Annotated in this window: 18 protein-coding genes and 1 riboswitch; of the genes, 8 read left to right on the top strand and 10 right to left on the bottom strand. The window is 51.9% G+C overall.

The features are described 5' to 3' along the window. Window positions 1–25 precede the first annotated feature (25 nt). Complete coding sequence (locus tag AC3ZPD_RS11755; RefSeq protein WP_490984483.1) at window positions 26–688, top strand: YheC/YheD family protein; 663 nt, start codon at window positions 26–28, stop codon at window positions 686–688. 307 nt (window positions 689–995) lie between these two features. Beyond that, window positions 996–1,139, top strand: a complete 144-nt coding sequence (gene sda, locus AC3ZPD_RS11750; protein WP_490984482.1) for a sporulation histidine kinase inhibitor Sda — start codon at window positions 996–998, stop codon at window positions 1,137–1,139. Window positions 1,140–1,335: 196 nt separating this feature from the next. On the opposite strand, the gene AC3ZPD_RS11745 is transcribed toward sda, so the two are convergent. Then, window positions 1,336–2,331 carry an NAD(P)/FAD-dependent oxidoreductase gene (locus tag AC3ZPD_RS11745; RefSeq protein ID WP_490984611.1) on the bottom strand — a complete coding sequence of 332 codons (996 nt, stop codon included), beginning with the start codon at window positions 2,329–2,331 and terminating at the stop codon, window positions 1,336–1,338. Between the two features lie 433 nt (window positions 2,332–2,764). Here AC3ZPD_RS11745 and AC3ZPD_RS11740 point away from each other — a divergent pair, with 433 nt between their 5' ends. Both AC3ZPD_RS11740 and AC3ZPD_RS11735 read left to right on the top strand, forming a co-directional pair. Next, a complete protein-coding gene (locus AC3ZPD_RS11740; RefSeq protein WP_490984481.1) occupies window positions 2,765–3,958 on the top strand; it encodes an NAD(P)/FAD-dependent oxidoreductase in 1,194 nt (397 codons plus the stop codon). Then, a complete protein-coding gene (locus tag AC3ZPD_RS11735; protein WP_490984480.1) occupies window positions 3,958–4,215 on the top strand; it encodes a hypothetical protein in 258 nt (85 codons plus the stop codon). The genes AC3ZPD_RS11740 and AC3ZPD_RS11735 overlap by 1 nt, the downstream gene beginning before the upstream one ends. Before the next feature lie 155 nt (window positions 4,216–4,370). Here the strand turns inward: AC3ZPD_RS11735 and hemQ are convergent, their stop codons facing one another. The 5 genes from hemQ to AC3ZPD_RS11710 all read right to left on the bottom strand — a co-directional run bounded on the left by hemQ (window position 4,371) and on the right by AC3ZPD_RS11710 (window position 8,365). Beyond that, entirely contained in the window at window positions 4,371–5,120 is a 750-nt protein-coding gene (gene hemQ, locus AC3ZPD_RS11730) for a hydrogen peroxide-dependent heme synthase (protein WP_490984479.1), read from the bottom strand. An 86-nt stretch (window positions 5,121–5,206) separates the two neighbouring features. Next, on the bottom strand, window positions 5,207–5,545 hold the full coding sequence (locus tag AC3ZPD_RS11725) for a helix-turn-helix domain-containing protein (RefSeq protein ID WP_490984478.1): 339 nt from the start codon (window positions 5,543–5,545) through the stop codon (window positions 5,207–5,209). A gap of 139 nt (window positions 5,546–5,684) precedes the next feature. Continuing rightward, window positions 5,685–6,281: a TasA family protein gene (locus tag AC3ZPD_RS11720; RefSeq protein ID WP_490984477.1), complete on the bottom strand. Its 597-nt coding sequence runs from the start codon at window positions 6,279–6,281 to the stop codon at window positions 5,685–5,687. 118 nt (window positions 6,282–6,399) lie between these two features. Beyond that, window positions 6,400–6,987 (bottom strand): signal peptidase I SipW, encoded by a 588-nt coding sequence (sipW, locus tag AC3ZPD_RS11715; protein WP_490984476.1) that lies wholly within the window; start codon window positions 6,985–6,987, stop codon window positions 6,400–6,402. Window positions 6,988–7,012: 25 nt separating this feature from the next. Further along, entirely contained in the window at window positions 7,013–8,365 is a 1,353-nt protein-coding gene (locus AC3ZPD_RS11710; RefSeq protein WP_490984475.1) for a hypothetical protein, read from the bottom strand. A gap of 375 nt (window positions 8,366–8,740) precedes the next feature. Further along, a riboswitch (cyclic di-GMP riboswitch) is annotated at window positions 8,741–8,825 on the top strand. Between the two features lie 390 nt (window positions 8,826–9,215). Between AC3ZPD_RS11710 and AC3ZPD_RS11705 the strand changes: the two genes are divergently transcribed. The 4 genes from AC3ZPD_RS11705 (at window position 9,216) to uvrC (ending at window position 14,430) form a co-directional block, all read left to right on the top strand. After that, window positions 9,216–10,742, top strand: coding sequence for a replication initiation and membrane attachment family protein (locus AC3ZPD_RS11705; RefSeq protein ID WP_490984474.1), 1,527 nt, complete (start codon window positions 9,216–9,218; stop codon window positions 10,740–10,742). 39 nt (window positions 10,743–10,781) lie between these two features. Then, window positions 10,782–11,735, top strand: a complete 954-nt coding sequence (gene dnaI, locus AC3ZPD_RS11700) for a primosomal protein DnaI (protein ID WP_490984473.1) — start codon at window positions 10,782–10,784, stop codon at window positions 11,733–11,735. A 209-nt stretch (window positions 11,736–11,944) separates the two neighbouring features. Beyond that, a complete protein-coding gene (gene trxA, locus AC3ZPD_RS11695; protein ID WP_490984472.1) occupies window positions 11,945–12,256 on the top strand; it encodes a thioredoxin in 312 nt (103 codons plus the stop codon). Window positions 12,257–12,486: 230 nt separating this feature from the next. After that, on the top strand, window positions 12,487–14,430 hold the full coding sequence (gene uvrC / locus AC3ZPD_RS11690) for an excinuclease ABC subunit UvrC (RefSeq protein ID WP_490984471.1): 1,944 nt from the start codon (window positions 12,487–12,489) through the stop codon (window positions 14,428–14,430). Window positions 14,431–14,494: 64 nt separating this feature from the next. On the opposite strand, the gene AC3ZPD_RS11685 is transcribed toward uvrC, so the two are convergent. The 4 genes from AC3ZPD_RS11685 to AC3ZPD_RS11670 form a co-directional block, all read right to left on the bottom strand. Then, window positions 14,495–15,301, bottom strand: a complete 807-nt coding sequence (locus AC3ZPD_RS11685; protein ID WP_490984470.1) for an anti-sigma factor — start codon at window positions 15,299–15,301, stop codon at window positions 14,495–14,497. A 2-nt stretch (window positions 15,302–15,303) separates the two neighbouring features. Further along, complete coding sequence (locus tag AC3ZPD_RS11680) at window positions 15,304–15,870, bottom strand: RNA polymerase sigma factor (RefSeq protein ID WP_490984469.1); 567 nt, start codon at window positions 15,868–15,870, stop codon at window positions 15,304–15,306. A gap of 181 nt (window positions 15,871–16,051) precedes the next feature. Continuing rightward, window positions 16,052–16,546, bottom strand: a complete 495-nt coding sequence (locus AC3ZPD_RS11675) for a cupredoxin domain-containing protein (protein ID WP_490984468.1) — start codon at window positions 16,544–16,546, stop codon at window positions 16,052–16,054. Window positions 16,547–16,572: 26 nt separating this feature from the next. Continuing rightward, the gene (locus tag AC3ZPD_RS11670; RefSeq protein WP_490984467.1) at window positions 16,573–18,291 is read right to left on the bottom strand and encodes a cupredoxin domain-containing protein; all 1,719 of its coding nucleotides are present in this window, start codon (window positions 18,289–18,291) and stop codon (window positions 16,573–16,575) included. Between the last annotated feature and the right edge of the window lie 96 nt (window positions 18,292–18,387).

Genomic DNA, 18,387 nt, shown 5'->3' with positions numbered 1-18,387 from the left:
GGATTACAGAAAGGGGAGGTTTTATATGCCAGGAAGACAGCTTGCTGACAAGTGGCTAAAGACTGAAGCTCTGCTGGCGGAACCCGCCATTGCCGGACACATTCCGCAAACCCGATTATATGATTCAGGAAGCTTAAGCGACATGCTGCACCGATACGGCATGGTCGTCATTAAGCCTGTCCGCGGTGGAGGCGGTTACGGGGTTATTAAAGTGGAGTGGAACGGCAGAACCTACAGCTTCACAAAAGGAACCATGAAAAAGGTATATCGCTCATTCGACGCCTTATTTGCCGGTCTTGGCAAGGCGAAAGTGAAACGCAAGTATTTGATTCAGCAGGGAATCCGGTTAGCCCGCATTTCAGGCCGGCCTATTGATTACCGCGTCAAGGTCGTCAAAGTCGGGGATGGCTGGGAATACCGGTCTATGGTAGGCAGGCTGGCACGGCATGGCCTGTTTGTTACGAACCTCTGCAAAGGCGGTTATATGCTGACTGCCAGGGAAGGCCTTAGCCGCTGTTTTTCCAGAAAGAAGGCAGCCCTCAAACGCAAGGAGATGCGGAATATCACCAACACGAGCATCCAGGTGCTCGAGAACGCTTTTCCCGGAATCGGTGAATTGGGTTTTGATTATGGCGTTGACGTGAACGGCAAGATATGGATCTTTGAAGTCAATACACGTCCGCAGTAGGAAAGAATTAAGAAAGAATCCTGTTAATTCCGTTTATTTTTATGTGTTGTGGGTAAATCTTTGACAATTGGAACATCGAACAGACGCTCAAATAGCCGCTCAAAAATAAATTTTTTTGGCGGCAAAAGGGGCGTACAAACCTGTGAATAACTTTTATCCACATAATCCTCAATGTATTTTGAGGAGATTCGAGGTTTACCAACAAATTATTCACAGGATTTCCACAAGGGTTTGTGGATAACGGAACACTTGTTCTGTATATTGATTCTTGCTATGATAGGGAAAAAAAGGAAAGGGAGTGTTAAAAATGGCGCTGTTAACAGATGAGATGCTGCTGGATTCCTATCGGATGGCGACCGAACTCCAATTGGAGAGGGAATTCATTGCACTGCTGTTGGCGGAAATTCACAAGCGCGAGCTGAATGTGGAAACCAACCCACTTATTCATTAAACTATGCCGTTAGTTGCCGCAGTATGCCTGATTTGCTTTTATTATTTTTATTTTTTTAATAATGAAGTCCGGTTTTGCATGCAGCGTCCGTTAATAAGGCGGAGCATAAATAATAGGGTATCCTGAGGAGACGGATCGGCAAGCGGTCCTTCATCGGGATACCCTTTTTGTATAACTTATTATGTTTGAAGCTGATTTACAGTTTCATATTGCTGCTGTGCCCAGGGGATAATTTAGCTTCAGGATCGATATAAACCTTGGCGTTGTTGACGGCTGTCGGCGCTTCGCCGAAACCAACCGCGATTAGCTTCAGCTTGCCCGGGTAGGTGGTGATGTCGCCAGCCGCAAAAATGCCGGGAATCGAGGTTTCCATTCGCGGATCTACCACGATCGAGCTGCTATTGATTTCAATGCCCCATTCGGCAATTGGACCGAGGGAAGAAACAAAACCGAAGTTTACGATCACGTCGTCGACTTCAAGTTCCTGCGTTTCTTTCGTTTTGATATCCGAGAGGGTTACGGATTCAATCCGGTCCGTTCCGTTTAAGGCGGTGATTTCCGTTGGCGTAATGACGTTGACGCCGGATGCGTAGAGGTTCTCGACGCTGTGCTCGTGAGCGCGGAACTTGTCTCTCCGGTGAATGAGCGTAACCTGCTCCGCAATCGGCTCCAGCATCAGCGCCCAGTCTACGGCCGAGTCCCCGCCGCCGCTGACCAGCACTTTACGGCCGCGGAACTGGTTTAAATCGCTGATGAAGTAATGCAGGTTAACGCCTTCGAAACGGGACGCGCCCTCGAGCTCAAGACGGCGTGGTTCAAAAGCGCCTACGCCTGCTGTGATAATGACCGCTTTGGCGTGATGCACGCCTTTGTCCGTAGTTACTACAAAGTGGCGTTCCTCTTTTTTCTCCACATGCAGTACTTTTTCTTCGAGACGTATTTCAGGATTAAACAGCTTCAGCTGCTCGTTCAGGTTATTGACGAGCTCCTGGGCGGTAACCTTAGGGAAACCCGCCACGTCATAAATGTGCTTCTCCGGATATAGGGCGGCCAGCTGGCCTCCAAGCTGAGGCATGCTTTCGATCAGCTTGACGGAGGCTTGGCGCATGCCGCCGTAAAAAGCGGCGAACATGCCGGCAGGTCCTCCGCCTATGATTAACAAATCAGTGAAATCACCGCTATTTTCAGGCATGGACACGAGTATTCACTCCTTCAAAACAAATAATATAATCAGGTCTATTGTATTATAATCCGAGGGGTATAGATTGCAAATTTTCGTCTTTTTCATGAATTTTTCAGTACTTTTCCCGGCAGGGAGCCCCATTAATTACAGGGGAAAATAAGACTTGATCTTTTGTAAGCTTCCCTTTAGAATGCAATGGAACTTACCCGTATATCCGCTATTTTGAAGGAATTTTAACGTGTTTTTGGCTGGATTTTCCGGCTTGGGGACGTGTAAAAAGGGTCGAATCGGCTCGAAGTCTTCGTTTTCGATGAAATAGGCTGGATCCGCAAAGGAACAGGGCAAAATTCAAGTGTGAAGTTTCACAATTTTTTTGTGATGCACTTACAAATTTACCAAAAGACAAATAAAGCAGGAGTTGCCGGAAGGAGTCAAAACCAACATGAGCACCATTCCTAAGATTGTAATCTTGGGTGCAGGTTACGGAGGGATTTTGACCGCACAACGATTACAGAAGGAACTTAACTACAACGAAGCGGACGTAACGCTCGTGAACAGACATGACTATCACTATTTTACGACTCATTTACATATGCCGGCTGCCGGTACCGATTCGATTGAGCACACCCGTGTGCCGATTTCCAAGCTGATTGATGAATTCAAAATCGATCTGGTTAAATCTACCGTGCGTGAAGTAAGGCTGTCCGACCGGAAGGTGATCCTGGAGGACGGGACCTTGTCCTACGATTATCTGGTCATTGCGCTTGGCGGTGAACCGGAGACGTTTGGCATACCGGGTATGGAAGAACACGCTTTCACGATAAGAAGCATTAATTCGGTACGGATGATCCGCCAGCATATCGAATATCAGTTTGCTTTGTACAAAACGGATGAAACCCGCAAGGAACGGCTGAATTTCGTAGTCGGGGGAGCGGGCTTCAGCGGCATTGAATTTGTCGCCGAGCTGGCAGACCGGATTCCGCGGCTCTGCCGCGAAAACGACGTCGAACCGTCGAAGGTTCATATTTATAATATAGAAGCCGCACCAAGCGCGTTGCCCGGCTTTGACCCCGAGTTGGTGGAGCACGCCATCAACGTGCTTGAGAAGAAAGGCGTAAACTTCAAGCTGGGCACGGCGATTCAAGAGTGCCGCTCCGACGGCGTTGTGCTGGACACAGGAGAAACCATCAAAGCGGCGACCGTGGTCTGGACCGGCGGGATCCGCGGCAACCGGATCATAGAAGCATCCGGTTTCGAAACGGTGCGAGGCCGAGTGAAGGTGGATGAAACCCTCCGCGCTCCGGGCATGGAGAATGTTTTTATTATCGGCGACAATTCGCTGATGTTTAATCCGGAAGGCCGGCCTTATCCGCCTACGGCCCAAATCGCGATGCAGCAGGGAATCGTGTGCGCGAAAAATATCGTGGCCGCAATCCGGGGCGGTGAATCCCGGCCGTTCCAGTTCGTCAATAAGGGAACCGTAGCTTCCCTGGGAAAAGGCGAAGCGATCGCCGTTGTTGGAGATAAGAAAATGACCGGCTGGAAAGCCGCTCAGCTCAAGAAGCTCGTCGATTTGCGTTATTTGTTCATCATCGGAGGCATTCCGCTGGTTTTGAGGAAGGGAAGATTTTTATAATGCGTCATTGCAGCGTTCAGGTGCGCGGCCTGTTGACCCGTGAGGAGCTGGACCGCTATAATGCCCTGATGGAAGTTGGCTCTTATTTGGAAGGCAACCAGCGTTACGATCTGGCATATACCGTTCAAAAGGAAGTGGACATTCTGATTTTACCGGCCATTGAACGGCTGAAGGAGAAAAGCCGCGACCGCGACCGCGAAACGGCGGAATTTCTCGAGTCCATCCGGCGGATGCAGGAAGAGGAAGACGAGGACTGAAACCCTCGCAGAGCGAGAGGGAAGAGGGGCTGCAGCTCCATCACCCCGGCAGGTTTTGCGAGTGGGCTCGGGGAAACTTAAACATCGTAAATAAAGGTCGGGCGATGCGAAGGCATCGGCCCGACCTTTTATTTTTCCCAGGCTGACAGCCTGTCCTATAATTTAAGCAGCTGTTCGAAGCCTTCAAGCGCAAGCAGGTTGCCCACGTAAAAAGTTCCGAACTCCCCGTAACGGGCGCTGACCTCGTCGAAACGCATTTCGTAAATCAGCTTCTTGAATTGAAGCGCGTCGTCCGAAAACAGCGTAACGCCCCATTCCCAGTCGTCCAGGCCGGCCGAGCCGGTAATGATCTGCTTTACCTTGCCTGCATAACTGCGGCCGATCAAACCGTGGCTGCGCATCAGGCTCTGGCGCTCTTCCATGGAGAGCATGTACCAGTTGTCGGCGAGCTCCCGCTTTTTGTTCATCGGATAGAAGCAAATGTGTTTTGTTTTAGGCAGAATCGGCTGCAGGCGCGCCATTACTTCCGGTTTCTCGCGAGGATCGGTGCCGTCGCCTTTGCCCAGGTAGTTGCTTAGCTCGACCACGCTGACGTAAGAAAACTTTTTGGTCGTGTAGTCGGCAAAAGTGGATTTATCGAATTCGGTTTCGAGAGCGTTCAGCTCTTCCAGCGTTTCCCGCAGGTGAACGATCACAAAATCAGCTTTTTGCCCAACGATGCTATAGATAGCAGTGCTGCCTGTTTTGGCTTCTTCGGTATCCGCCCAGTTCTGCAGAAACACGCGAAGGTCATCGAGACCTACGGCACGTTCCTCGTCGTCGGCTGCTTTCCAGGCCGCCCAGTCAATGGAACGGAAATCGTGCAGGGCATACCAGCCGTCCAGGGTTTGAGCTGCTTCACTCATGAAATCACTCCTCAAGATAGATATGTAATATTGTAGCTAATGCAGGAGCCGGGAGCAAACGACTTCACCATATTTTCATAAAGTGTTCAGTTCTCCTTCTGGTTCAGCTTCCATTTCTGAAATTCAAGAAACTGCTTAAATTCCTCTTTGCTGATGCCGGAGTTCATCGCTTCGTGAACAAGCGAAGCCCATTCCGGATCCAGTGGTTCTTCCCCCGCTTGTTCGCCGTAAAGCAAATAAGCGACGGAGGTTTCCAGCGCTTCCGCTACTTTTTCGATAAATTGGATGGAAGGGTTTGACTGGATGTTTCTTTCTACATTGCTTAAATAAGATTTGGCGACATCCGCTTTCTCGGCCAGCTCGGACAGGGATAACCCTTTGGCCAGACGAATTTGCTGGATGCGCTGTCCCAATAGTTCAGCCACTTTAAGACGTCCTTCCCGAACATTTTAGTTGTCATTATATCAAAATTCCAACTCGGCATATAGAGCGGGGGAATGAAGAAAAAGCGCCGCCCGTTAAGGGAGGCGCTTGCCTGATGCTCATCGGATTTTTTAAACCCTATTATTTCTCGTCTCCGCTGCCTTGTTTGCCCGTAAAGGTCCATTTGAGCTGCAGCGAGTCGCCCTGGAATTCATTCTGGTCTTTGCCGTTGTCGATAAATTCAAATTTCACGGTGAGGGTATCTTCGGAATTGGCTTTCAAACCCCCGCGTTCCTCAAAAAACGGAATAAAGATTTTGTTCTCTACGGCGTCTGGGGTCAGTTTTTTCAGTTCGGAGAGGGTGGTCGAGTAGATGACCGTATCGCCTTTGTCCTGGTTGATCAAAAATTGGACGCCGATGGAATCGCCAAGGTCAGCGGTGTTGACAGGCGCGCCTTGCTTATTGGTCACGGTGTAATCGGTAGCCAGGGAGACATGGGCAATATCGAGCGTACCTTTGTTGACGAGTTTGAAGTTTCTTTGCACCGTATCGCCGGGCTTCAGGTTGCCTACATTGATGATTGTAGTAGGATTTACGCTAAGATCCAGAGTGCCGGCTGCAAAAGTACCGCTGCTTTCGGCAGTGGAGCTGAAATAAGCGTATGTACCTCCGCCCATCAGGGTCAAGCCGAGAGCTGCTGTTGCCACGCTAAGTGCCAATGTTTTTTTGATACCCATAATTCCCAATTCCTCCTCAAATTTACCCTCTTAAGAGTTTTATATATGATTCCTGAGGTCTGCTGCACAGACTTCGGGAGAATCACCGTATTCGGTTTGCGGCAGGTTCAGGCATCGGTTAAGACAAAGATTTCGGGGCGGGTCCTGAACCGGTACCGGCGTTAGCCCCCTCGTTTTTCTCCAGGCGGGAGATGGCTTTCCAGGAGGAGAGCAGCGAAAAGGCGAACAGCAGCAGGCCGGGAACGACAAGCAGCAGCAGGCTGCCGGCTTTGGAATTGGCGAAGGTCATGGCATACCCCGCATAGGGGAGGGTAAAGCCGGTATATTCGCCGACGACATTCCCGGAAGGGACGGCTTCCAAATCGGGCGCATCATTATGATCGCCTTTGGTTTTGTACATGACCTGATTTAAAGCGTCGTTTTTAGTTACGCCTACAATGCGGTGGGTGATGACTTTATCCCCGGAATGAAAGGAAATAACATCGCCTGGGGAAAAACGGGTCATGTCGCCGCCCGGCTTGACGGCTATAAGGGAACCGGTTTGAATGCCCGGCTCCATGGAGCCGGAGAGGACTGTTTTGATCTGGTAGCCAAAAAAGTTGGGGGTACCGCCGCCGGCCTTGGAAATCACGACGGCTGCGGCCATCAGGATGAAGGCAAGGAACAGCAGCGTTGAAAGCATGCTGCCAAACAGTTTTCGAACCATTTTTCATTCTCCTCTACGGATTCATTTAAAGGGATGGGGACGGCTCCGCCGGAGCGGGCGTCGGTTCAGAACCGCCGGAAGACGGCTCCGCCGGAGCATCTGTCTCCGGGCTGTCGGAAGCTTCCGGGCTGCCGGCGGAGGTTTCGTCCGTTGGAGCCGGAGAAGCTGCCCCTGGCGAAGCGGCTTCAGCCGGTGCCGAGCCGGAGGGTTCAGGCTCGGAAGCAGGGGCAGAAGCTGACGGATCAGAGGCGGGAGGATCAACGGCAGGCGGATTGGAAACCGCCGGATCGGAAACCGGTTCAGGGGCGGGATCCGGAGTGTTATCGGAAGCCGGATCAGAAGCCGGCGGCTCTGACGGATCGGCCCCGGGATTCAGAGCGGGATCGCTTTCCTCTTTGTCCTGTTGAGCAAGCTCCTCAAGACGAGCCTGCTCGGCTTCGATGGCCGCGTGCAGGACAGAGATCGCTGCCCCGATATTGCCTAATTGCCCGTTTAACGCAGCGCTCTCCGACTTGAGTTGACCCGTTATCTGCCGGTTATAAGAAACGAGGGCTTCGTTCAGCGGCTGAACCCCGTCAAGAGCGTCCGGTTCCAGCAGAGAATAGGCTTGGCTAAGAGAACTTCCGCTGTCCTGCAGGAACGCTTCAAGCGCATCAGGATCACCTTCCGCCTGACTGCCGGCCGCTTGAACCTCCCTTAAATAAGTCAAAAGGGATTGCAATGCGGAAGACAAAGGCCCGGATAAGACGGGTTCCCGGTTCAGCTGAACCGAAATGGCGTCGAATGCCGCGGATGGCTTGATTTCCGCGCAATTCGGCTGATTATCGCGAACAGCTTGGATGAGCTCCCGGAGCAATCCGGCTGCCGAACCGGCGAGCTGCTGCAGTTCCGTCCATCCGGCTTCATTAGCCGCCGAGCGGGCGTTCAGCGTGTCCAGTTTATTCAGAAGGCCTTCACGCCGTATTTTAAGTCCGGCTTCGGCCGCTTTCATCTCTTCAAGACTGGAGCCGGAAGACACGGCAGATACAAAGGGAAAGGCAGCGTCAGGCATGCCGGATTCCATGGCAGCCGACAGCTGCAGTTGTTCACGCTGCAGGTCTGCCTGCGTCAGCACGTCGGACAAACGGCTTAAAAGGGCTTCGAGGTCGGAGGGAAAAATACGGCAAATCGCAAACTCCCCATTGGTTTCCTGGGGGCTGTTAAAATTTCCGTAGGTCGTTCCGGTCTGATGCGAAAGACCAACGAACAGGCTTGATAAAACTACCCCGGACTGAAGGGAACGGGTAATCAACGTGTTTCTCCGTTTTTTCCTTCTTTTCCGCAGTGCGGCCATTCTGGTGCGGCGCAGGCTCATCATTCCCTTCTTGCGAACGTGCATTTCAAGTCTCGTTCGTTATTAAGAACGTTTCTAGGAGTAATCATACAGCCTTCAGGCCGATAAAATAAATCTCCAAGAAAGACGGTTTGTTCTTAATAACGTACGAATTTCTCAAAGAATCTTTCGTTTTCTTGCTTTTTCTCTTTAAATTACGCTATTTAAATTCGTTATTAAGAACTGGCGAGAGAAGTCTGGGTCCAAAAAACCGGATTGGGAAGAGCTGCGACAAAAAGTAAGGAGTCTGTGTAAAAATAGCGGGGTTAACGGCAAAAAAGGACAAGGATGGAAGACGAAAAATGACAAACTTTTGCGGGGGGTTCATATTATAATAAAAACGGATCAAAGACTGGATTGCATTTGGGATAGTGAAAATAACCAGTTGAAGGGTAAACTTGCCGAAAGGCAGGGGCACAAAGTCACGGGTCTAAGGTAGCGATACTACGACGGCCGGACTGCCTGGGAACTCTGAGAAGTATAGGAGGAGTTTTTCTGGATAAACCGGCCCAGGTTCTTGAATTCAACCAAAGGAAAGCTGATTTTGACAAGGATTGGTTTTTTCTAATGCTGTCCGCCAAAAAGTCAGGCATACCGATTGAAGAAATCAGAAATTTTTTAGCTGAGAAAAAAGCGAAGCCCTAGATTTTTCATAACTGGATGGCCTCTGTGCAGAAAAAGGTTTCTCGAAGCATGAGAACGTTTTTCCGTCAGGGGTTGTTTTATTTTTAGAAGGATGTGGTCTGGAACGGGGTATTTTTTGGATTCGGTTTTGTTTGGATTTAGCGATTCAAGTCGAAAAGTTTTGTGATAGAATAGAGAAACGACGATTTACCCGGAAAGGAGCGATAACGTTTTGCGCATTCAAAACCTGCATCATTTTACGGAAAACCACCGTTACTGCGTATATCGCGACTTTGATCTCGGTACCGTTGGACAAAAGATGCTCAGCTTGATCTATCAGCCGATGGTGGGCGGCTTTGCGGTTGCGCTCTATCAGTTTCTGTTCGGGCAGGTGCCTCTGGAGCAAGTCGGTTATTCAAAAATGGAACAGCAGCGCCATCTGTTTCTGTCCCTCGGCGTAGAGCCGAGCGAGAAGGGACGCAAGCTGCTGGTCGAACAGGCCTCCAGGCTGGAAGCGGTAGGTCTGCTGCAGTGCAGCCGGGTGTACGTGCCGGAAAGCGAAGATTATTGGTATGAATACGAGCTGCAGCCTCCGCTGTCTCCTTCCGAGTTTTTCAAAACCCAGCACCTGACGCTGCTGCTCCGGGATAAACTGGGGAAATTTGCAGTTTTGTCGCTGCAGGAGCAAATGTTCAGCAGGGAAGCTTCCGAATATAGCCGGGCCGCAAATAAAGAAAATTTGACCGTGCCTTTTTACGATATTTTTCAATTAAATACCCATACGATCGATTACGAGCTGGAGCAGGCGATTTCGGAAATTGCGATTTCGCGGCAGCCGGAAAAAAGGCAGGAGGAACCGCTGTTTAATTACGCGGACATCATTATGCGGTTTCCGCGCGGTTCGGCCAACCGGCCGTATGTCGAGTCGCTCCGCTTTGATCAGGATAAAATGGGAGCCGTCAATTACACGGCCCGCAAATACGATTTGACCGTTCAGGATTTATGCCGGCTGCTTGATGAAGACGGTATTTTTGCGGCCGATGGAAGCCTGCAGCTGGATGAACTCCAGCATAAAGCCAACCTGCACTTCCGCCAGGGCAAAAAGCGGCAGGAGGAACGGAACGCCGCGATGGGCAAAGTGGTGGCGCTCCGGCAGGAGGAGCAGGCTGCCAAGGATCCGGATCAGGACCAGGAGCTGCCGCAGGAGTTTTCCGTGCAGATGGAATTTTACCTGGAGGTTCCGCCGCAGCTGCAGGGGAAATGCGATGTGCATCAATATAACATGCTGCTTCGCAATGAGCCGCATACCCGGCTGCTGCCGAAATTTTTTCCGGGGACGGTGCCGGACAATCTCCTTGATATTTTCGAGAAAATCGATTTGAATTATAAACTTCCCGGCGAAGTCATCAATGTTCTGATTCATTATCTGATGGTTCTGCTTACCTCGGGAGGCGATCAGCGCATTAACCGCAAATTCGTCGAAACGATTGCTTCAAATATGCTGCTCAAGCAGGTCACTACATATGAGAAGGCGGTCAGCTACATCCGTGACCAGGAGAAGCTTAACAAGACGGTTAAGGAAAGCGGCGGTCAGGCTTCGGCTGGCAGAAGCAGCCGTAATTATTCCCGGGGCAATAAAGCGAAACCGGAGATCCCGATTGTGCCAAGCGCGGTGAATACGGACAAAACCTTATCAGAGGAAGAGTTCGCGGAGCTGCTTAAAATGGCGGAGCGCATGCAAAACGGCCAGAAGAAATAAAATCGAAAGATTTAGAATAGGAAACGGAGGAGCGGAAACATGGAATCGTTGGGCGAACTGCTGTCCCAAATGAAAAGCCCGCAGCTGAAAGCCCGTTCCGAGCGAGTCATGAAGGAGCTTTTTGAGGATCCGCTGATTAGCGAGCTGCTGGAGCTTCACCCGGAGCTGGACCGCAGCCAGCTTACGCTTCATTTGGGCAAGCTGTACCAGTACGTTAAAGACAGCCGCAATTGCGCAGCCTGTCCGGGGCTCGATCGGTGCCCGAACGACTTTCAGGGCCACTACACGAAGCTGACGGTCGAGACGGTCACGGCGGGGCCGGAGCTGTACGAGCGCAAGGTTCCCTGCTCCAGGCAGCTGGCTTTCCAGCATGAAACGGAGGTCCGGAAGCGGATCCGCAGCTTTTACATTGACGAGCGGGCACTTAATGAAGGTTATAATGCCGTTGAAATCATGTCTAAAGACATGAACCGTGCTCCGGCCGTAGGCCAGGTGCTGAAGTATATTAATGAGGCCAAGGAGAACGGGCTGCCCAGCAAAGGGCTGTATTTGAAAGGCCATTTCGGTACGGGGAAAACGTTCCTGATGTCTTATATGCTTCACGAGCTGGCGGAGTCCGGTTATACCGGCGTCATCGTGTACATGCCCGAGTTTATAGAGGAAGTCAAGTTTGTGATGCAGGACAATCAGAGACTGAAAGAAATGTTGGATACGATGCGCGAGTCCGATCTGCTGGTCTTTGACGATATCGGAGCGGAAAATCTGAATCCGTGGATCAGGGATCATATTTTGGGTTCCATTTTGAATTACAGGATGAACCGGCGGCCTACTTTTTATACGTCCAATTATGATCTGCCCGACTTGGAAAAACACCTGAGCTTTACGAGCAAGGATGGCGAAGAAGCCTATAAGGGCCAGCGTTTGATGGACCGAATCGCTCCGTTTGTGGACGTGGTGACGGTGAACGGCTCGAATCAGCGGCGGGCAACGTGAAGATCACGTGAAGATATGCTTTTACAAGCCGCTTCCCATTCCCCATTCGCTAAAAAAATGTTATAATGACCCCGTGTCGTATTTGACACAATATAATTTATCAAGTGAAGATTGGGTTTTGCCTGCGTTTTTCAGGGGGTAATGAATGATAGGACCGCCTGTAGGGGCAAACTTTGCAGAGCTCAATACTTTTATAGGAGGAGATACAAATGGCAATCGTTAATGTTTCCGATTCAACGTTTAAAACGGAAGTGGAAGGTCAAGGCACCGTTCTGGTTGACTTCTGGGCTCCGTGGTGCGGACCTTGTAAAATGATCGCTCCAATCCTGGACGAATTGTCCGGTGAAGTGGACGCTACAATCGCAAAAGTGAATGTGGACGAAAATCCTGAATCCGCATCCCGTTTCGGCGTAATGAGCATCCCGACTCTGATCCTTTTCAAAGACGGCCAACCGGTGGATAAAGTGGTAGGCGTAAACTCCAAAGAAGCTTTGAAAAACCTGATCAGCAAACACCAATAATTATCAGCTTTCAAGCTGAACCCTTAAAGAAACGCCTCCGGCTGGCCGGGGGCGTTTTCTTTCATTTTCTACCTTATATATCCCCGCTCCCGATTCTCATGCAAAAATTGGGCAGCGGGATTGCCTGGCTGCTCACTTTCGCGAGAACGCAAGTTCGGCTATAATATAGGGGTTAAGCTTAATTAATCCTGATCGGATTCAGTTATTCCATGCGGAGAGGAGAACGTTGCGTGGATTCATATATAGAAAATATACAAGAGCAGGAGAAAGCGCTGGAGGCGATCCGGCACAAGCTTGCTCTTCTGCCGGACCTTCCTGGCTGCTATCTGATGAAAAACCGGGAAGGCACCATCATTTACGTAGGCAAGGCCAAAGTGCTAAAAAATAGGGTCCGCTCCTATTTTACAGGCAGCCATAACGGCAAAACGCAGCGGCTTGTTTCGGAAATCCGGGACTTTGAGTACATCGTGACCGGCAGCAATATGGAGGCGCTCATTCTGGAGTGCAACCTGATCAAAACCCATATGCCCCGCTATAACGTGCTGCTGAAGGACGACAAAACGTTTCCTTACATCAAGATCACGAACGAGCCGCACCCGAGACTGGAAGTGACCCGGCGGATCCTGAAGGACAAAGCCAAATATTTTGGTCCTTATCCAAACGCTTATGCGGCTCAGCAGACCAAAAAACTGCTCGATCGGATGTACCCGCTGCGCAAGTGTAATGTGATGCCCAAGGAGGTTTGCCTGTATTACCATATGGGACAATGCCTGGCTCCTTGCGTGCAGGAAGTAGGCAAAGAAACGTATGAGGACATTACCCAGGAAATCACCCGGTTCCTCAGCGGCGGCCACGAAGAGATCAAAAAGGAGCTGCAGCGCAAAATGGAGGAAGCCGCAGAGGAGCTGAACTTTGAGCGTGCCAAAGAGCTCCGCGACCAGATTATCAATATCGACGCCCTCATGGAGAAACAGAAGATTACGATGGCGGACGCCAGAGACCGTGACGTGTTTGGGTTCTCGGTGGATAAAGGCTGGATGTGCGTGCAGATTCTTTATATGCGCCAGGGAAAAATGATTGAACGCCATGCGTCGATCTTCCCGTTCTATGGTGACGCCTACGGCGATTTTCTGTCTTACGTCACGCAGTATTACAGCGACAATCCGGCACTGCCGCAGGAAATTTTGCTGCCCGGGCAAAACGGGGAGCTGGAAGCCGTGGCAGCCGGCCTGGATGCGGAGGAGGAACACGCCGAAACGGCGGACCGGACGGCGGTTGCCGGAGCTGACGACGCCGCGGCGGAAGGAGCGGTGGAGGCCGCCGGCGGAGCCGCTTCGCTGCAGGAATGGCTGGGTGTCAAAGTGCTGCTGCCGCAGCGCGGCCTGAAAAAGCAGATGGTGAAAATGGCGGTCGACAACGCCCGTGTGGCGCTGGACGAGAAATTCCGCCTTATAGCCCGCGACGAGGAGCGGACGTCGAGAGCGGCCGACAACCTGGGCCAATATATCGGCCTGGAGGCGGTACGGCGTATCGAAGCGTTTGACAACTCCAACATTCAGGGCTCGAACCCGGTTTCGGCGATGGTTGTCTTTACGGACGGCAAACCGGATAAAAAGGAATACCGCAAATACAAGGTCAAAACGGTTGAAGGCCCGGACGACTACGAAACGATGCGGGAGGTAATCCGCCGGCGATATGAACGTGTGCTGAAGGAAAATCTGCCCCAGCCCGACCTGATTGTCGTCGACGGCGGCAAAGGGCAGATCTCGGCGGCCGTCGACGTCCTTGAGAACGAGCTGGGCTTGTTTATTCCGGTATGCGGCCTGGTCAAGGATGCCAAGCATAAAACGGCGCAGCTGATGGTGGGGGATCCGCCCGAGCCGGTGCGTCTGCCTCGCGACAGCCAGGAATTTTACCTGCTGCAGCGGATTCAGGATGAGGTGCACCGGTTTGCGATTTCGTTCCACCGCGAGCAGCGGGGCAAATCGATGGTCACCTCGAAGCTGGACTCGATTCCGGGGATCGGAGAGAAGCGGCGCAAGCTGCTGCTGAAACATTTCGGCTCAATCAAAAAAATCAAAGAAGCTGCGGTCGAAGATTTCCGGCCGCTGTCGATCGGCGATAAACTCGCCGCCAAAATCATAGAAGCTTTAAATGAAGAAGAGCCGTCCTGAGGACGGCTCTTCTTCTGATGTTCTTCACCTAAAAAAAGAATTCCCGATTCCTTTCGGGGAGGTTTTATATGGATGAAAACATCTTTTCCCCCCGCGGCTGGCTGCCTTTATCGTCAGGCTCCAGCGTAATCCCGATCGTGTCGAAGTTAAGTTTGTCCGAGTTCATCGGCATGGCCAGCACGCCCAGCCCCGGGTTGTCTCCATTCGTCTGCACGCGAAAGGTTCCCGCGCTGGTGCGGACGCCGTTTTTGACCAGCCAAACCTGATAAGCCTGGTTGGCTGACGTCTTTGGAGCGCCGTATACGTAAACCACGAACTGGCGGGTATGGCCGTTATCGATGATGCAGGCAAATCCGTAGGCTTTGGAATATTCCTCCGACTGGGTATGCAGCGGGACAGCCATTTTAACCTGTGACGCCGATACGTCCAGCGCTTGTTCAACGGGCATCGGATCGGCGGCCTGTTCCCGGTACATCCTGTAGTTCAAGCTGGCGCTGGCCAGGAACAGCACGAACACGACCGAAGCGGCGGCCGTCATGAAACGGCTTCTTTTTACGGCGCGTCTTCTTGCCTGTTCGGCGGCATATGCTCCGGCTCCTGTCCCGGCAAAAGCGGTCGGCATCGGTTCCGGCTTAGGCGGAGCAGATGCAAAGGCGGCGTTTAAAACCTGCTCCTTCAAGTCTTCCGGCGGGTCCATCCATTTCATATCCGCGTATAACGCCTCCCATGTTTCCTGCAATTCTTTTATTTCGGCCTGGCAGGCTTCGCATTCCGGAAGGTGGCGTTCAAATGTCAGCCGTTCTTCCTCGGTGCATACATCGGTCACCACGTCCAGGCAAAGGTCGCATATCGCTTTGCGTTCCTCGTTCACGGTTATCCTTCTCCTTCCGCAATCATATGACGGCGCAGTATTTTGAGCGTCTGGTGCAGCCTGTTTTTTACGGTCCCCAGCGGTTCGCTGTAATGCTGCGAGAGTTCCTTCAGCGTATAACCCTGCCAGTAAAAATGCTCCAGCAGCTCGATCTGCTGCTGGGAGAGGAAGCGGTATGCACCGCGGATTTGCCTTTTTAGCGATTCCCGCTCGGCACTGGCCTCCGGAGAAGTCCCGTCATCCGGAATTTGTTCCAGCTGTTCGGAAACATAGGGGGCAACCCCTTCGTTAATTCTCCGTTCTTTGCGCAGCCAGTCCGTTGCGATATTGCGGGTTATGGTGACCAGCCAGCTTGTAAACCGGCCTTTATCCGGATTATAGCCGGACTCCGTGGTCCATAAACGCAGAAAAACCGACTGGACGACTTCTCTTGCAGCCAGCTCATTCCGCAGCGATTTGACGGCGAAGGAATAAACAAGGCCTGCATGGCGGTCGTACAGTATGGATAAAGCTTCCTGCCGCTTTTCTTTGACGAGCAGCATCAGTTCGTAATCAGAAAGGTTATGCATGTCGATGCCTCCAAAATCGGCTTGAAAATAGCTTGCCTTCATCATATCGGAAAGTCGGCCGAGAAAGATGAATAATGAAAATGCACAAAAGCAAGAGAACCTGAAACGGGTTCTCTTGCCCTTTATTATGCTCTATTAAAAAGATGGCGGCAGCCATGCGGCCGCCTGGCTGCTGCGCGAACTAAGCTTTAACCACAATCTTGGCCTGCATGCCGGGATGCGCAGAGCAGTGATAGCTGATTTCGCCTTCCTTATCGAAAGTGATGGTCATGGACTGGTTTTGATCGAGCAGTCCCGTATCAAAAGAATTGTCATCCGCCGTTGCCGAATGGGCGACCGCATCCCGGTTGGTGAAGGTAACGGTATCGCCCGGATGAATCTCCAACGTGGCCATCGAAAAATTAAAGTTGCTGATGTCGATAACATGGTTCGTTTCTGCCGTGCTGCCGGCGGCATCATTGGCGCCAGCCGCAGCGCCGGAGTCCGCTGCATCGGAAGCCGACGGCGCCGGCATATCCATGCCGTAAGTATCGTTCGAGCCGGCTTGGGAGCCGTCCGCCGCTGCCGCCGTTTGGTTGGAGTCCTTTTCTGAAGCCTTTCCCGATTGATTGGTATTGCCGCAGGCCGATAATGCCAGCATGGCGGCTAAAACGGCGAAGGATGCTATTTTCTTCAAGTGCTGATCATTCCTTTCCTTTACAATTACTTCACAATGATTTGGCCGGTCATCATAGGATGGATTTGACAGTGATAAGTGTAGGTTCCCGGCTTATCCAGCGTGATGGTGTAGGAATCCCCTTGGGAAAGCGTCGGGGAGGTGAAATCTCCATTATCCGCCGCAACGATGTGAGGGGAATCATCCAGATTGGTAAACGTGATTTTGGATCCGGCTTCAACCGTCAGCGGAGAGCCGAAGGAAAAATCTTTAATGTTAACGGTATAGGTTTTGGCCGTTTGGGGAGCAGAAGGCTGGCTTGGCTGGGAATCGTTTTTGGATCCTGAAGCCGAATCCATGCCCGTACCTGAACCCATGTTCATTCCCGTTCCCATATCCATGTCCATGCTGCCTGCCGCGCTCCCGGTAAAGTTATCCGGGTTCACGACAAACCAGACGTTCTCCACGTTTTGGCCGGTTGTATCTCCATGCTGCTTATCATTAATAAAGTAATAGAGCGGATATCCCTTGAAAGTAGCCTGCTTGCTGCCGTCGGAACGGGTGATGGAGCCGAAATCTTCCGCTTTCAGCGCCGAAGGCAGGCTTCCGGTAGCGTTGAACGCAGGCCAGGCAACCAGGCATGGGCCGTCGCATACGCTCATTTGCGGCATATCCTGGGTCAGATAATACAAAGTCCGGCCTTTGTCATCGGTCAAATATTTGCCCAACTGGGCGTTTGCTCCAAGCATAAGGCGGTAATCCGGCTTGGCCGCAAACCACACCCCGTTAACGCCCTCGCCGAGCACGTCTCCTGCTTTGCTGTCCTTAGCGAAACGGTAAAGCGGCCAATTTTTGTACATCCACTGCTTGGTGCCGTTCGCGTGGGTGACCAGCGTGAAGTCCGCCGGATTCAGGCCGGCCGGAATCTGCAGCTGATCGGAGTCAAGGAAAGGCCAATTGGCCAGGCATGCTCCCTGACAGGCATCGAGATTTCCAGCATCGTTCGAGAAGGAATACAAGGTTCTTCCTTGAGCATCAGCCAGGTAAGTGCCGAGCTTGGCATTTGTCCGGAGCGTGATCCGGTCGCCGGCCGGCAGAGCGGCCGAGGCTGCAAGAACTCCGCCTTTTTGCAGCGAACCGAACAGCGTTTGGCCCGAAGCGGTTTGCGCGGACAAGGCTTCGACCAGCGCCGTGGCCAACTGGCTGTTGTCCAGGGCAGACGAGCCGGCGATCTGATTCAGGCCTTTGCCGGCGGCAAAAGCTTCGGTATCTTTATAATTGAAGCTGCTGCCGGACTTAAAGCCCAAAACCTCAAGCAGCACTTTGTAAATTTGCTGCGAGCTGACCTTGGCCAGCGGCTCGAAGCGGTTTCCGGTTGTTCCGACCCAGCCGTACTGCGGATTGGCATGCAGAAAAGCGAGGATTTTTTGGTTGCTGGCGTTGACCTGCTTGGCATCCGCAAAACTGGCGCCGCCGCTGAAGGCTTCGGCCTGGTCGAGTTTGCCCTGCAGTCTGAGGGAGATGATTGCTGCTTGGATTCTTGTGGTGCCTTTGGCCAGATAATCCTCATTTACGCCTTGGCCGTCACCGAGGAGCAGCTTTAGGTTAGCCGCCGTTTGTCCATCCGTGATCAGATTTGTTCCTCCCGGCTGAACGCTGGGCTGGGCCATGCCGTCGCCGGCATCGGCTGCTGCAGCCGAAAACGCGGGCAGGAGCAGGGCTGCCCCCAGAGCTGCAGAGGCCAATAAATTTTTAAACTTTATCACTTTTATTCCTCCTTTATGATGACCGTCATGTAATAGATAACGCCCAGGGGAAAAGGGCGGTTTGATCCATGCGGAAATTTTTTTGCGGAGAGAGCC

It is taken from the genome of Paenibacillus mobilis (genome assembly GCF_058267595.1).
Note: the sequence above shows the minus strand (reverse complement) of the source record. Positions and strands in the feature narration are given on the sequence as shown.

What these genes read in the sequence shown, in the direction of transcription:
- AC3ZPD_RS11755 (WP_490984483.1), top strand. Translation starts at nt 26, where the DNA reads ATGCCAGGAAGACAGCTTGCTGACAAGTGGCTAAAGACTGAAGCTCTG.
- sda (WP_490984482.1), top strand. Translation starts at nt 996, where the DNA reads ATGGCGCTGTTAACAGATGAGATGCTGCTGGATTCCTATCGGATGGCG.
- AC3ZPD_RS11745 (WP_490984611.1), bottom strand. Translation starts at nt 2,331, where the DNA reads ATGCCTGAAAATAGCGGTGATTTCACTGATTTGTTAATCATAGGCGGA.
- AC3ZPD_RS11740 (WP_490984481.1), top strand. Translation starts at nt 2,765, where the DNA reads ATGAGCACCATTCCTAAGATTGTAATCTTGGGTGCAGGTTACGGAGGG.
- AC3ZPD_RS11735 (WP_490984480.1), top strand. Translation starts at nt 3,958, where the DNA reads ATGCGTCATTGCAGCGTTCAGGTGCGCGGCCTGTTGACCCGTGAGGAG.
- hemQ (WP_490984479.1), bottom strand. Translation starts at nt 5,120, where the DNA reads ATGAGTGAAGCAGCTCAAACCCTGGACGGCTGGTATGCCCTGCACGAT.
- AC3ZPD_RS11720 (WP_490984477.1), bottom strand. Translation starts at nt 6,281, where the DNA reads ATGGGTATCAAAAAAACATTGGCACTTAGCGTGGCAACAGCAGCTCTC.
- sipW (WP_490984476.1), bottom strand. Translation starts at nt 6,987, where the DNA reads ATGGTTCGAAAACTGTTTGGCAGCATGCTTTCAACGCTGCTGTTCCTT.
- AC3ZPD_RS11710 (WP_490984475.1), bottom strand. Translation starts at nt 8,365, where the DNA reads ATGCACGTTCGCAAGAAGGGAATGATGAGCCTGCGCCGCACCAGAATG.
- dnaI (WP_490984473.1), top strand. Translation starts at nt 10,782, where the DNA reads ATGGAATCGTTGGGCGAACTGCTGTCCCAAATGAAAAGCCCGCAGCTG.
- trxA (WP_490984472.1), top strand. Translation starts at nt 11,945, where the DNA reads ATGGCAATCGTTAATGTTTCCGATTCAACGTTTAAAACGGAAGTGGAA.
- AC3ZPD_RS11680 (WP_490984469.1), bottom strand. Translation starts at nt 15,870, where the DNA reads ATGCATAACCTTTCTGATTACGAACTGATGCTGCTCGTCAAAGAAAAG.